The organism is Thauera sp. ZXT1-4, assembly GCF_052598215.2.
The window spans coordinates 25,479-38,772 of sequence record NZ_JBQWSN020000007.1; the positions used below are offsets into that span (position 1 = coordinate 25,479).

General features: G+C 65.2%; 11 protein-coding genes. 7 read left to right on the top strand and 4 right to left on the bottom strand.

What is annotated here, in order from left to right:
- The first annotated feature begins 21 nt into the window (after nt 1–21).
- Together ACUH78_RS07580 and ACUH78_RS07585 are read left to right on the top strand one after the other, a co-directional pair.
- On the top strand, nt 22–1,923 hold the full coding sequence (locus ACUH78_RS07580) for an ABC transporter ATP-binding protein (protein WP_435750543.1): 1,902 nt from the start codon (nt 22–24) through the stop codon (nt 1,921–1,923).
- Nucleotides 1,924–1,950: 27 nt separating this feature from the next.
- Nucleotides 1,951–3,717, top strand: coding sequence for a diguanylate cyclase domain-containing protein (locus tag ACUH78_RS07585; protein ID WP_445333192.1), 1,767 nt, complete (start codon nt 1,951–1,953; stop codon nt 3,715–3,717).
- 51 nt (nt 3,718–3,768) lie between these two features.
- Here ACUH78_RS07585 and ACUH78_RS07590 read toward each other — a convergent pair whose 3' ends face one another.
- Nucleotides 3,769–4,386 carry a hypothetical protein gene (locus ACUH78_RS07590; protein WP_445333191.1) on the bottom strand — a complete coding sequence of 206 codons (618 nt, stop codon included), beginning with the start codon at nt 4,384–4,386 and terminating at the stop codon, nt 3,769–3,771.
- A gap of 125 nt (nt 4,387–4,511) precedes the next feature.
- The gene (locus ACUH78_RS07595; RefSeq protein ID WP_418365210.1) at nt 4,512–5,711 is read right to left on the bottom strand and encodes a CaiB/BaiF CoA transferase family protein; all 1,200 of its coding nucleotides are present in this window, start codon (nt 5,709–5,711) and stop codon (nt 4,512–4,514) included.
- Nucleotides 5,712–6,154: 443 nt separating this feature from the next.
- Here ACUH78_RS07595 and ACUH78_RS07600 point away from each other — a divergent pair, with 443 nt between their 5' ends.
- Nucleotides 6,155–6,940: a cation efflux transmembrane domain-containing protein gene (locus ACUH78_RS07600; protein WP_445333190.1), complete on the top strand. Its 786-nt coding sequence runs from the start codon at nt 6,155–6,157 to the stop codon at nt 6,938–6,940.
- Nucleotides 6,941–7,100: 160 nt separating this feature from the next.
- Here ACUH78_RS07600 and ACUH78_RS07605 read toward each other — a convergent pair whose 3' ends face one another.
- Together ACUH78_RS07605 and ACUH78_RS07610 are read right to left on the bottom strand one after the other, a co-directional pair.
- Nucleotides 7,101–7,535 (bottom strand): DUF2141 domain-containing protein, encoded by a 435-nt coding sequence (locus ACUH78_RS07605; protein WP_445333189.1) that lies wholly within the window; start codon nt 7,533–7,535, stop codon nt 7,101–7,103.
- Nucleotides 7,532–8,956 carry a dihydrolipoyl dehydrogenase gene (locus tag ACUH78_RS07610; protein ID WP_445333188.1) on the bottom strand — a complete coding sequence of 475 codons (1,425 nt, stop codon included), beginning with the start codon at nt 8,954–8,956 and terminating at the stop codon, nt 7,532–7,534. Before ACUH78_RS07610 ends, ACUH78_RS07605 begins: the two co-directional genes overlap by 4 nt.
- A 285-nt stretch (nt 8,957–9,241) precedes the next feature.
- Between ACUH78_RS07610 and ACUH78_RS07615 the strand changes: the two genes are divergently transcribed.
- The 4 genes from ACUH78_RS07615 to ACUH78_RS07630 all read left to right on the top strand — a co-directional run bounded on the left by ACUH78_RS07615 (nt 9,242) and on the right by ACUH78_RS07630 (nt 13,290).
- Entirely contained in the window at nt 9,242–10,183 is a 942-nt protein-coding gene (locus tag ACUH78_RS07615; protein WP_445333187.1) for a sensor domain-containing diguanylate cyclase, read from the top strand.
- Nucleotides 10,184–10,914: 731 nt separating this feature from the next.
- Nucleotides 10,915–12,135, top strand: coding sequence for a tyrosine-type recombinase/integrase (locus ACUH78_RS07620; protein WP_445333186.1), 1,221 nt, complete (start codon nt 10,915–10,917; stop codon nt 12,133–12,135).
- Nucleotides 12,136–12,255: 120 nt separating this feature from the next.
- On the top strand, nt 12,256–12,924 hold the full coding sequence (locus tag ACUH78_RS07625; RefSeq protein ID WP_445333185.1) for a hypothetical protein: 669 nt from the start codon (nt 12,256–12,258) through the stop codon (nt 12,922–12,924).
- Between the two features lie 138 nt (nt 12,925–13,062).
- Nucleotides 13,063–13,290, top strand: coding sequence for a helix-turn-helix domain-containing protein (locus ACUH78_RS07630; RefSeq protein WP_445333184.1), 228 nt, complete (start codon nt 13,063–13,065; stop codon nt 13,288–13,290).
- Nucleotides 13,291–13,294: the final 4 nt, after the last annotated feature.

Consider the following 13,294-nt stretch of genomic DNA (forward strand, 5'->3'; position numbering starts at 1 on the left):
CACTGCTCCCGGAGAACACCCTTGCCTTTCAGCTGGTTCGAGCGTCGCGTCGACCCCTATCCCGAAGCCGCTCCCGGCCCCGCGCCGCGCGGCTTCTTCGCCTTCCTGTGGGCAGGCACCGAGGGGATGCGGCCCTTCATCCTCGGCATGATGCTGCTGACCGCGACCATCGGTGCCTTCGAGGCCCTGCTGTTCGCGATGCTCGGTCGTGTGGTCGACTGGCTGGCCGAGGTCGAGCCGGCGCACTTGTGGGCGGACGAGGGCGGTACGCTGTTGCTGCTCGCCGCCATCATCCTCGGCAGTATCGTGCTCGTGGCGGTGCAGACCATGCTCAAGCACCAGAGCCTGGCGGGCAACTTCCCGATGCGCCTGCGCTGGAACTTTCACCGCCTGATGCTCGGCCAGAGCATGAGTTTCTACCAGGACGAGTTCGCAGGCCGCGTGTCGGCCAAGGTCATGCAGACCGCGCTCGCAGTGCGCGACACCTGCCTGATCCTCACCGACATCCTGGTCTTCGTGAGCATCTACTTCGTCACCATGGTGCTGGTGGTCGGGAGCTTTGACGCCTGGTTGCTGGCGCCTTTTCTCGGCTGGCTCGTGCTCTACGGCTTCGCGCTGCGCTGGTTCGTGCCGCGACTGTCGAAGGTTTCGCGTGCGCAGGCCGATGCGCGGGCGCTGATGACCGGACGCATCACCGATGCCTACACCAACATCGCGACGGTGAAGCTGTTCTCGCACGCGGGGCGCGAAGCGGCCTATGCGCGCGGCGCGATGCAGGAGTTCATGCACACCGTGCACGCACAGATGCGTCTGGTCAGCGGCATCGAGATCATCAACCATAGCCTTTCTATGCTGCTGATCCTTGCCACGAGCGGGGTTGCGCTTTGGTTGTGGAGCCAGGGCCAGGTGGGCATCGGTGCGGTCGCGGCGGCCAGCGCGATGGCGCTGCGCCTCAATGGCATGTCGCACTGGGTGATGTGGGAGATGGCTGCGCTGTTCGAGAATGTGGGCACCGTACAGGACGGCATCAACACCTTGTCGCGCCCGCATGCAGTCGTCGATTGCGCGGAGGCGAAGCCCTTGGAAGTGTGCCGTGGCGAGATCCGCTTCGAGCAGCTGGGTTTCGCCTACGGTGCAACCGGCCCGCAGGCCAGGAAGGTGATTGACGATTTCACGCTCACCATTCGCCCGGGCGAGAAGATCGGCGTGGTCGGGCGCTCGGGCGCGGGCAAGTCGACGCTGGTGAACCTGCTGCTGCGCTTCTACGACCTCGAACAGGGTCGCATCCTGATCGATGGCCAGGACATCGCCGGGGTTACCCAGAACAGCTTGCGTGCGCAGATCGGCATGGTGACGCAGGATACCTCGCTGTTGCACCGCTCGGTGCGCGACAACATTCTCTACGGCCGCCCTGATGCGACCGATGAGGACATGATCGCTGCGGCGCAACGTGCCGAAGCGCACGACTTCATCCTGGGCCTCTCCGATCCGCATGGCCGGAGCGGCTATGATGCCCATGTCGGCGAGCGCGGCGTCAAGCTCTCCGGTGGCCAGCGGCAGCGTATCGCGATCGCGCGCGTGATGCTGAAGGATGCCCCCATCCTGCTGCTCGACGAGGCCACCAGTGCGCTCGACTCCGAGGTCGAGGCCGCCATCCAGCAGAGCCTCTACCGCCTGATGGAAGGCAAGACGGTAGTCGCGATTGCGCACCGGCTATCGACGATCGCGGCCATGGATCGCCTGGTGGTGATGGACAAGGGGCGCATCGTCGAGGAGGGTGACCACCGCAGCCTGCTCGCCCGGGGGGGACTCTATGCACGCCTGTGGGCGCACCAGAGTGGGGGGTTTCTGGGTGAGGAGGTGGAAGAGGCCGAGGAGAGGGGTGGGGCGGCTGCGCGCGCGCAGGCGCTGTTGCGCGCCTGATGCTGCAACTGCCGTTAGAATCTCGCCATGAATGCTCCGGCACGCGTCATGGACCCCGTCCAGGCGAGCGGCGATGGCCACTTGCCGGGCAGCATATGGCTCGTCTATCTGTGTGGTGCCGTGTTGTTCGGAGCGCTGTTCGCGCTTGAGCGGCGGCTGATCGACGACACCGTCTTCGCGATCGCGCGTGAGCGTGGGGCGGCACTGTTCTCGCTGGTCCAGACGACGCGCGAATGGAATGCGCAACACGGTGGCGTCTATGTGCCGGTCGGCGACAAGGCTCAGCCCAATCCCTATCTCGATCACCCGGGACGTGACCTCGAGACGGTGGACGGCAAGCGCCTGACCATGATCAACCCTGCCTTCATGACGCGCCAGATCGCGGAGCTCGCGTCGCGCGGCGATGGCATTCGCTTGCATATCACAAGCCTGACCCCCATTCGCCCGGGAAACCAGCCCGACCTGTGGGAGAAGAACGCACTGCAGCGTTTCGAAGCCGGGGAGCCGGAGGTCCTGGAACTGGTGCGTGAGCAGGCCGATGCGCCGGTGCATCGCTACATGGCACCGCTGCGCGTGCAGGAGCCCTGCATGCAGTGCCATGCCGCGCAGGGCTATGAGGTTGGCGACATCCGCGGCGGTATTTCGGTGAGCATGCCCGCCGGGGTGCTGGTCGCCCGCCGCGACGAGTTGTTGCAACGCGCGGCCGCGCTCTACCTGGTCGCCTTCCTGCTCACTGCCGGACTGATCCATGGTCTGTTGCGGGCCAACGTTCGCCACCTGCGCTTCGTGCGCGGCATCAATGCCGAACAGGAAAAGCTGATTGTCGCGCGCACGGGCGAACTCGCCGAAGCCAACCGCTGCCTCGCCGCCGAGGTGGAGATGCACCAGCGCAGCGAGCGCAGCCTGGCCGCAAGCAAGGCACGTTACCGGGCGATCTTCGACAGTACGGCGGAAGGCATCATGGTGACCGACCCCGCGGGCCGCGTTGTCCAGGTCAATCCTGCTTTTTCGGAGATTACCGGCTACGGTGCCGACGAAGTGATCGGCCGCAATCCCGCGATGCTCGGCTCCGGTCGCCACGATGCAGGATTTTTCGAGCGCATGTTTGCAGCGCTGGGGCGCGACGGCGTGTGGCAGGGCGAGATCTGGAATCGGCGCAAGGATGGCGATCTCTACGTGCAGTGGATGTCGGTGACGCGCATCCTCGGGCCCGACGGGCTTGAAGGCTATGTGGCCACGATGACCGACATCACCTCGCGCAAGAAGGCCGAGGAGAAGCTGCGCTTCCGTGCCGACCACGATGCCCTGACCGGACTGCCCAACCGCAGTCTGTTCAGCGACCGCTTGCAGACGGCGATGGCCAAGGCGCATCGGCATGGCGACCGCTTTGCACTGATGCTGGTGGATCTCGACCGCTTCAAGGGTGTCAATGACCGTTTCGGTCACCTGGCGGGCGATGCGCTGCTGGTCGAGGTGGCGCGCCGCCTGCGCGACTGCGTACGTGGCTCGGACACGGTCGCCCGATTGGGGGGCGACGAGTTCGCAGTGGTGCTCGACGAGGTCAACGGCTTCGATGATGCGAGGGAAGTCGCGGAGCGCATCTGTGTCGACATGGCGCGCCCCTTCGAGCTACCCGAAGGGACGGCAGAGATCGGCGCATCGGTTGGGATCGCGCTCGGGCCGGATGGCTCGGCGGACGCGGAGGAGTTGATCCGCCGTGCCGATGCTGCGCTGTATAGCGTCAAGCGCGGCACGCGGGGCACCTTCCGCTTCTTCGAAGCAGAGCCGGCGTAGTTCAGCGGGGAACGGGGCGGCCCGGCAGGCAGGCGTGCCCGGCCCGCCACATCAGGCCAGGAAGTGGAACACCTCGGGGTCGTTCCAGTGCTCGAGCAGCACCCGCTCCACGCGTGCCTGCCAGAGTTCGCCGAAGCGTCTTGCCTGGGCCGCATCGGGCGCACCGCGCATGCATACCTGCATCAGCGCAGCCATGTCGGGGTGCGGCGGCACTTTCGAGAGTTCTGCTGCGGCGTCCAGCGTTGCACCGTTGTCGCTGCGCGTGAAGCGCAGGGCCAGCGGTTGCGCATGCGCGCCGAAGGTTTGCAGGTTGCGGCGCACGAAGCGTCCGCCGATTCCCTTGAAACCCCCGTCCTGTGCGCTGCCGGTAAGCAGGCCGACTACCGCTGCGATGACGCCCGTCACCCCTTCGTCGAGTGGATGCTGGAAGCTCACCCGGACCGTCCCGCGCACGGGGACTTCGTCCGGAAACAGACGGGTCATCGCGTGGTGGGCGAGCGCATAGGCGGACGCTACGGTGGGGCAGGAGTGGCCCGCGAGGCGTACTGCGTCGGCATATCCATACTCGAGCACGCCGCCCTCGGCAGCACCGAGAAAGTCGGCCAGTGGATCGCGCACGACGATGCGAGGGACGCGGTCGAAAAAGGCGGGGAAGTGTTCGCTGGACATGGTGGCTCCGAGGGTGGGGAAGCGGCGATTGTCCGCCTCCGCCTGCGATGTGCCTTGATGTGGCTCAGCCGCCTATCGGCAGTTTGGGGTAGAAGCCGATACGCGCTTGCGGGATTGGGTCCCGTTCAGATGGCGCCAGCCTGGTGCAGGGCTCCGATCTGGGCGGGCGTATACCCCAGCGCCTCCAGCACCGCGTCGGTGTGCTGGCCGAGCGCCGGGCCGATCCACTCGGTTCCCCCCGGCGTTGTCGATAGCTTGGGGATCACGCCTGGCATGCGGCAGTCGCGCCCGTCGGGCAGCTTCACGGTCTGCAGCATGTCGCGCGCAAGGAATTGCGGATCGGTGAACATGTCCGCGACCGAGTAGATGCGCGAGGCCGGCACCTCTGCGGTGGCGAGCGTGTCGAGCGCCTCGGCCTCGTCCCGCCCTGCGACCCAGGTGTCGATCGCGGCGTAGAGTTCATCACGGCGGGCATCGCGCCCTGCGTTGTCAGCCAGCGTCGGGTCCGCGGCGAGGTCGTCGCGTCCCATCGCCTTCATCAGCCTGCGGAAGATTGCGTCGCCATTGGCGCCGATGGTGATGTGACGGCCGTCCTTCGTGGTGTGGGTATTGGAGGGGGTGATGCCGGGCATGATGTTGCCGGTGCGTTCGCGCACGAAGCCGACCACGTCGAACTCCGGCACCAGCGATTCCATCATCGCGAACACGGCCTCGTACAGCGCTACGTCAACCACCTGACCCTGACCGCCGTTCACCTCCCGGTGGCGCAACGCCATCATTGCGCCGAGCGCCCCCCACAGTGCGGCGATCGAATCGCCGATCGAGATCCCGGTCTTGACCGGCGGGCGGTCGGGAAAGCCGGTCACATAGCGCAACCCGCCCATCGACTCACCGATGGCGCCGAAGCCGGGCTGTTGCGCCATCGGTCCGGTCTGGCCGAAGCCCGACAGGCGCAGCATGACCAGCCCGGGGTTCAGGGACGACAGGGTTTCCCATCCCAGACCGAGCTTCTCGAGCACGCCGGGGCGGAAGTTTTCCACCACGATGTCGGCCTCGGTTGCCAGCCTGCGCACCACCTCCACCCCGTCGGGATGTTTCAGGTTTACCGTCACCGACTTCTTGTTGCGTGCCTGCAGGTACCACCACAGCGAGGTGCCCTCGTAGCGCTTGCGCCATGTTCGCAGTGGATCGCCACCGTCAGGGGACTCGATCTTGATCACCTCGGCGCCAAACTCGGCGAGGATGCGGGCGGCGAAGGGACCGGCGATCAGGGTGCCGAGCTCAAGAACCTTTAGGCCGGCGAGGGGTTTGGCAGGTGTGGTCATGGCGGGAGTGGTCATGGCAGGGCAGCGAACTCGGTGGGCTACATTATGTCAGGCCCAGCCCGCAGCCTGCCTCACCCGTCGAGTGCGGGCTGCGCCAAAATGCGGGGCGGGCATGTTCTGGCATCTACCGCAGAGGGTCACAACCGACATGGCCACGTTCTTGCAACCGCAGTCCGGCATCCGTGAAAAGGGGGTGATACAGACTGCAACCAACCGATGGACGAGCGATGATGAGTGAGCGCACGCGCGAGGCAGCAGAGGGAGCTCCGTCATCCTGTGGTGGCGAGTGCGCTTGCGCCGGAACGGCGGCGTGCCTGCAGCCCCCCCAGGCAGCCGGCGGTGGTGCACGCACGCTGGGCCGGGCGCACGGAGCAGGGGGAGAGACGTGCGATGCCCGGCGGGAGGCCGAACGGGCTGGCGTGGTCGGTGCGCATACGCGCAGCGTGTTCCGCATTCCCGGCATGGATTGCCCGTCCGAGGAGCAGATGGTCCGCATGTGCCTGGCCGATGCCCCGGTGGCAGCGCTGAAATTCGACCTTGCCGGACGGCGGTTGGCAGTGGATCACGGCGGTGATCCGGCGGAGATCCTCGCGCGCCTGGTGCCGCTGGGCTATGGTGCGGAGCTGGCCGAGTCGCGCCTGCTGGCAGACGGCGAAGCGCAGGTCGCCACGCTCCCCGATGATGCGGCCGAGGCGCGCGTGCTGAGGATCCTGCTCGCGATCAACGTGCTGATGTTCGTGATCGAGCTCGGCGCCGGTCTGTGGGCGCGCTCGGCGGGGCTGGTAGCGGACGCGATGGACATGTTCGCCGACGCGGCGGTCTATGGCGTCGCGCTCTACGCAGTGGGCCGCGCCGCGCGCTACAAGCTGGCGGCGGCGCGGCTCGCGGGCGTACTGCAGATGGTGCTGGCGCTGGGTGCGCTCGCCGAGGTCGCGCGCCGCGTGGTGACCGGTGCGATGCCCGAGGCGGCCGGAATGATGGGCGTGTCGCTGCTCGCGCTCGCCGCCAATGTGGCCTGCCTGGTGCTCATTGCCCGGCACCGCGAGGGCGGCGTGCATATGCGGGCGAGCTACATCTTCTCGGCCAACGATGTGCTCGCCAACCTCGGCGTCATCGCAGCCGGCGCGCTGGTGGCGTGGAGTGGGCGAGCGTGGCCGGACTGGGTGGTCGGTGGCGTGATCGGCGTGCTGGTGCTGGCGGGTGCGGTGCGCATCCTGCGCTTGAAATGAGCCCGCTCACCGCTCACCGCGCGTGCGCTGGCGCGCCGCAGCTGCTTCAGTCCGAGACTGCCTCGTCCAGCATGTGCTTGAGGTAATCCGGCACCCCCAACAGGACCAGGGCGTCGGTGGCGGGGGCGGGGTTTTGCCATGCACACTGCCGGGATGCGCTTCAGTAACGCAGCTCGATCGTGATCGTGTGCGCCTTTTCTCCGGCTTCGAAGGCGCTGTCCGCAAAGGCGGGCGGACCAACGACCTGCGGGTTGTTCGACAGGCCATAGCCCTCGGTCGGGAACATGCCGAAGCGACGGTTCATCTCGCCGTTACCGTCCTCGTCGTGGTAAGCCATGATCGCGTAGCGGCTGGGGGCGAGATCGTCGAAGCGCACCACGACATTGCCGGGCGTGGCCGGCACCTGCTGCAGGGCCAGCGCCTGGGCTTCCTTGCGGAAGGTCTTGTCGTCGGCGTAGAGGCCGACCCGGATTGCGCCGCGCGCGTGCTGGACGCCGGTGAGCTGGACTTCGAGCGGGGCCGCAGCGTGTGCGGTGCTGCAGCCGAGGGCGGCGGCAAGTACCAAAGTGGCAAGGCGGGTAGGGCTGTGCTTCATGCTTCGGTTTCCTGTGCAAGTCCGATGGGGAGGGGACTGTCATCGCCAAGGCTGCGGACGATGTCCTGTAGCGCTGTTTGCAGCATCTCTTCCACCACCGGGTGATAGAAGGGCAGTTCGAGCAGGCTGCGCGCGGTTTCGCCACGCTGGATCGCCCACGCGAGCAGGTGGGCGATGTGCTCGCCGCCGGCCATCATCATGGATGCGCCCAACAGGCGGCCGTCCTTGCGGTCGGCGTACACGTGCAGCAGGCTGGACTGGGCCTCAAGGATGCGGGCGCGTCCGTTGGCTGCGCCGGTCGCTTTGCCGACCACGATCTGTCCCGGGTCGAGCTGGTCGAAGCGTGCGCCCACGCTGGCGATGTCCGGATCGGTGAAGGCGATGCCGAGCGCGACCTTGCGCGCGAAGCGCACCGGGATGCCGCGTGCGGCGTTGAAGCCGGCGATTGCACCCTCGTCGGCGGCCTCGTGCATCAGCGGGCGGTCCGCGTTGGCGTCGCCGGCGATGAAGACCGGCAGATCGCCGATCTGCAGGGTCGTGGGGTCGAACCTGGGCATGCCGCGTTCATCGAGCGGGAAACCGGCCTCGGCCATCCCAAGCCCGTCGACGTTCGGGCGGCGGCCGAGCGCGGCCAGCAGCAATTCGACGTCGGCCTCGCGGTCGCCCGCCCGCATGCGCACGCCCCGCCCAATCGGGGTGACCGTCGTCTGGGCACCCAGCCACATCTCCATCTCCTCGCCGAAGTGGGCGATCGCACGCTCGCCCACTTCCGGGTCGGCGATGCCGGCGATCGTCGGTGCGAGGTCTGCCGCGACCACGCCCACGCCGAGCCGGGACAGCGCGAGGCCCATCTCCAGACCGATCGCGCCCAGGCCAAGAATGCCTACCGAGTGCGGCAGGGTCTCGAGCTCGAAGAGTTCATCGGTGCTCACGGTGCGTTCCCGTACCGGGTCGAGCCAGGCCGGTATCACCGGCCGTGACCCGGTGGCGATGACGACTGCCCGTGCGCGGATGCGTCGCACGCCCGCCGGCCCTTCGACTTCGATCAGCGTCGGCTCGATGAAGCGCGCGCTGCCCTCGATCAGACGCTTGCCCGCTGCCTCACGCGCCTTGCCGGCCGCGCTCGCGGTGAACTGGTCGCGCTTGCTGCGCACATGGGCCCACGTGCGGCTCAGATCGATCTCCAGCTTCTCTGCTCCACGGATGCCGGCCTCGGCGAACTGGCTGCGTGCAGCCCATTGCGCACCGGCGTGCAACGCCACCTTGGAGGGCATGCAGCCTACGCGCGCGCAGGTCGTCCCCAGTGGGCCGCGGTCGATCAGGAGGAAGTCGCGGCCGGCGCGGCGCACCTCGCGCAGGGCATACAGTCCTGCGCTGCCGGCGCCGATGATCGCGATGTCGGTGTGAATCTCCTCATTCATGGGTGAACTCCGTGTCGGTTGTCCGGCAAACATAAACGAGTGCTTATATTCTGGCTAATTGATCGTTCGACGTTGATGCATAGATTTCAACTATAAACCGGACACAACTTCATTCCTGGTGCTTCCGGGAAGAATCATGTCTGTGGGGATAAAAGGCTAAAAACATAATAAATTGTGTATGTGTGACAAAAATTACGGTTCTTGCGTCTTGAGTCGCGCAAGCTATTGGTCAGATGGTTCCGTTCTCAGGCGGGCCGTCCCTAACAAGCTGTCAATCCGATCCAAATGAATGCCAGTCACAATCCCCTGACGCAGGAAGCGCCTGCTGAAGACCCCGACGCGGGGTACTTCGAGCGCGAAACCGTGGAGCAACTTCTCCGCGACCGGGACTCTCTGTGGCACACCCTGTTTGCGCAGTCACGCGACGGAGTGGTCGTACTCGACCAGAATGGCCGGGTCTATGAGGCGAACCCGCGCTTCGCGGAGACGCTCGGCCACACGATGGAAGAGATCTATCAGCTCCACGTGTGGGACTGGGCCTACGAGTACACGGCGGATGATCTGCTCGAGATGATTCACTGCATCGATGCGGATGGACACCACTTCGAAACCCGTCAGATGCGCAAGGACGGTAGCGTCGTCGAGATCGAGCTCAGTAACAGCCGCACGATCTTTCGCGGACAGAAGCTCATCTTCTGCATCTGCCGTGACATCACCGAGCGCAAGGAGGTCGAGCGGCGCATCCGCATCCTGGCCACCACCGACACCCTGACCGGCGCGGCCAATCGGGCCGAGTTCTCTCGCAGGCTCAACGATGCGATCGCACGCGCCCATGCCACTGGCACGCCGCTGGGGCTGGTGATGTTCGATCTCGACCTGTTCAAGCAGATCAACGACACCCACGGCCATGACGCTGGCGACGCCGTGTTGCGCGGCGTGATCGAAGTGGTGCGCGAGCAGGTGCGCGAGGAAGATGTGGTCGGGCGCTGGGGGGGCGAGGAGTTCCTGTTGCTGCTCTCCGGTGCTGACCTGAGCGAAACCCTTCGCGCCGCGGAGCGCCTGCGTGCGGGCATCGAGGCCAGACACTTCGACGCGGCGGGCTCTGTCACCGCCAGTTTCGGGGCCGTCGTGCTTGCCGACGACGAGGGCTTCGATGCGCTGATCAAGCGTGCCGATATGGCGCTCTATCGGGCCAAGCTCGCAGGGCGGAACTGCGTCGAATCGTAGGCCGCTGACTGAGGCAACCCACCGTCGGCGTCGTCCGCTCCCGATTGCGCCTGCTTTGCGACCCTCGCGCTGGGTTGTCCCCAGTCCGTGGGGAAAGAGCTGTTGGCAGAGCTGTGGATAAGTGTGGCGAAGCCTTGTTTGCCATAAGCTTGCATGGGTTGCTCAAAAGGGAGGCAAGTGGGTGCGGCGTAGGCCGGATGCCGTTTTCTGGTGTCCAGTAACACATGCCAACGGCTCGGTTTCATCCTCTGTGCCGGCGGCAAATGCGTTGAGCTTCCGGTTCGCAGGGGGCGGATAGACGGCTTTCGACCGCATCTTGATCGAAGGCGTCAGGAGGGCGGGTGGGTTTGAGAGTGCGCGGTCGCTGCGGGTCAGGACCTTGAAGCTCACATAGTCGAGTCGCTGCCGGACGGCGAGCGCGCCATAGGGTGCAGGACGTGTCGGAGCAGGCATCCCGTGCCACTTGCAGAAGCAAAAAGCCGCTGATCCTTTCGAATCAGCGGCTTTGTGTTTGGTGGTGGTGATGGGCGGAATCGAACCGCCGACCTATGGGTTATGAATCCGTGTTTCGCTGTAAACCTGTGGGTTAATCGAGCTTAATAACTCTTTACGAAACAAGGTGCTTATACGATACTCACCTTAACGGGCTAACACGGTTTTGGACGGTTTTTGCCGTGAAATGTTAGCCCGGTGTTAGCCCGATGTTAGCCCGGACGATGCAGGGTGAGTGAATGGCAAATCTCAAGTTCTCGAAAACGACGCTCCAGGCGCTCGAACTTCCCGAGCCGGGCAAGCGGCTGACGATCTACGACACCGAGGTTCGCAAGCTGGCGCTGAGGGCGACGGCGGCGGGCACCAAGACCTTCTATGTGGTGAAGCGGGCGGGTGCTTCGGTGGCCTGGGTGAAACTTGGCACCTTCCCCGACATGACTTGTGAGCAAGCCCGGAAGGCTGCGGCGCTGGCGCTTGGCGAGTTCGCCAGCGGCGCGAACCCTGCGGCGGCGCGGCGGGCGTTCAAGGCTGAACCTACGCTGTCGGAGTTTTTCACCGAGTACGGCACCCGGCACGGCGAAAAGAAGCGGGCATGGGCTGCTGACGTGCAGCGGTTCCGCGACTACCTGCAAAAGCCGATGGGCGGCAAAAAGCTGTCGGAAATCGACCGCGCCATGATTGCCAAGGTGCTGCACGACGCGGAGCGGGCGGGCAAGTCCGTGGCGACCGTGCGCAACATCCGGGCGCTTGCATCGGGCGTTTTCGGCAAGGCGGTGGAGTGGGGGTTCCTCGACTACAACCCGGCGCAAGGCGTGAAGGTGGCGGGCAAGAAGGTTTCCCGCGACCGCTTCCTGCAAGCCGATGAACTGCCGCGGTTCTTCGCGGCGGTGGCCGAAGAAGAACCGATCATGCGCGACTTCATCCTGCTGGCGCTGCTGACGGGCGCGAGGCGGGCCAACCTGTGTGCGATGCACTGGCGCGAGCTTGATCTGTCGGCAGGCGTGTGGCGCATCCCGCGCACGAAAAACGACGAGCCGCAGAGCGTGACCCTATGCCCGGAAGCGGTGGCGATCCTCGAAGCGCGGAAGGATGCGACGGGCGGCGGGTTCGTGTTCCCCGGCACCGGGCGGACGGGCCATATCGTTGAGCCGAAGAAGGCCGTTGAGCGCGTTATGGCGCGGGCGGGCATCCCCTACGGGCGCGACGTGCCGAACGGGGTAACGCTGCATGACTTGCGGCGCACCCTGGGAAGCTGGCAGGCGAGAACCGGCGCGTCCCTTGCGATCATCGGCAAGTCTCTGAACCACAAATCCCCGCAAGCGACGGCGATCTATGCGCGGCTAGACCTTGATCCGGTTCGCCAGTCCGTGAATACCGCAACAAGCGCCATACTCGAAGCGGCGGGCCTGAAGGATGCGGCGGACGTGGTGACGCTGCCGACCAAGCGCGGCGCTGCATGACTTAAGAAAACTTCAGTTCTGCCGCGCCTAGGCCGAGGCTGATCCCCGAGGCCGAAAACCGGGTTCCCTTGCCCGGCTGGCGCGGCACCTTATTCAAGGGCAAGCGTAAAGGGGCGCAGAATGAGCACTGAAAAGCAGTTTGAGTTTGCAGAGCGTCAACTACGAGTTAGCGCGGAATCCGTTGGCATTGATCTTGACGTGTCAGAGGGAGGGCTTCTTTTTATCCATGACGCTATCGACGACTGGCAGCAGGACTTCAGCGACTGCCCGGAGTACTCCAAAGAGGCTGATCGACTGTGGAAAGCTTTTGGTGATAGCCCGCAGGGGAGGGAGGTTTTGCGGGCGCTTGGTGAGGCGTGTGCGCTCGCTGTGGATACGTGGCGCACCAGGACTTGGGAGGATCACAGCCTATCCTTTGAAGCACAAGGATGGGATAGCCTCAAATCGCGGGCTTTTGTTGATTACGCTATGTCAGTAGGGATTGCTGCAATAAGGTGTGTGGAATACGCCAATCGAGGCAGCGAGGATGTGGAGGCGGCAATTGCTGCGGCTCGTCGAATCAACTTCTCTGAGTTGGGCGCGATTGGGGCAGCGAAGCGCCATACGCCCATGAAAAAGCTGCGAGAATGGACTGTTGAGCAATACCGCGCTGGTGAGTGGCCTTCTGCAAACAAGGCTGCACACGATCTAAAAGAATCCGTCATGGCGCATGGCCGCACAATCGGCGCGAACCTTTCTCCCGAGAACGCGCAACGCACTATTGCTGAGTGGATGAGGAAGTCCGCCTAGCGGCTAGACCGACACGGCAAGCGGCCAGCCTGCTACGGGTGGCCCCTTGTCGGCATTTTTCGCCATCCTGCCTTTCTTCAGAGTTCGCATCCATACCGCAACGCATTCGAGCGTTGCGGGTTCAATCGGACGCGAACCATGACAACCCAAAACCTGCAAAACCTGATCGCGGCGGGCGCTGATCTGCTCGACGACAAAGCCGCTGCCGCGATGCTCGACGTATCGCCCGGCACCCTGTCCGTATGGCGCTCGACCGGGCGCTATGCGCTTCCCTTCCTGAAGATCGGGCGCAAAGTCCGCTACCGCCGTGCCGACCTTGACGCATGGCTGGCGGCGCGTGTGCGCGAAACCGGCGCGACTGCGTAAGGGG

What these genes read in the sequence shown, in the direction of transcription:
- ACUH78_RS07610 (WP_445333188.1), bottom strand. Translation starts at nt 8,956, where the DNA reads ATGAATGAGGAGATTCACACCGACATCGCGATCATCGGCGCCGGCAGC.
- ACUH78_RS07590 (WP_445333191.1), bottom strand. Translation starts at nt 4,386, where the DNA reads ATGTCCAGCGAACACTTCCCCGCCTTTTTCGACCGCGTCCCTCGCATC.
- ACUH78_RS07605 (WP_445333189.1), bottom strand. Translation starts at nt 7,535, where the DNA reads ATGAAGCACAGCCCTACCCGCCTTGCCACTTTGGTACTTGCCGCCGCC.
- ACUH78_RS07625 (WP_445333185.1), top strand. Translation starts at nt 12,256, where the DNA reads ATGAGCACTGAAAAGCAGTTTGAGTTTGCAGAGCGTCAACTACGAGTT.
- ACUH78_RS07585 (WP_445333192.1), top strand. Translation starts at nt 1,951, where the DNA reads ATGAATGCTCCGGCACGCGTCATGGACCCCGTCCAGGCGAGCGGCGAT.
- ACUH78_RS07630 (WP_445333184.1), top strand. Translation starts at nt 13,063, where the DNA reads ATGACAACCCAAAACCTGCAAAACCTGATCGCGGCGGGCGCTGATCTG.
- ACUH78_RS07595 (WP_418365210.1), bottom strand. Translation starts at nt 5,711, where the DNA reads ATGACCACACCTGCCAAACCCCTCGCCGGCCTAAAGGTTCTTGAGCTC.
- ACUH78_RS07620 (WP_445333186.1), top strand. Translation starts at nt 10,915, where the DNA reads ATGGCAAATCTCAAGTTCTCGAAAACGACGCTCCAGGCGCTCGAACTT.
- ACUH78_RS07615 (WP_445333187.1), top strand. Translation starts at nt 9,242, where the DNA reads ATGAATGCCAGTCACAATCCCCTGACGCAGGAAGCGCCTGCTGAAGAC.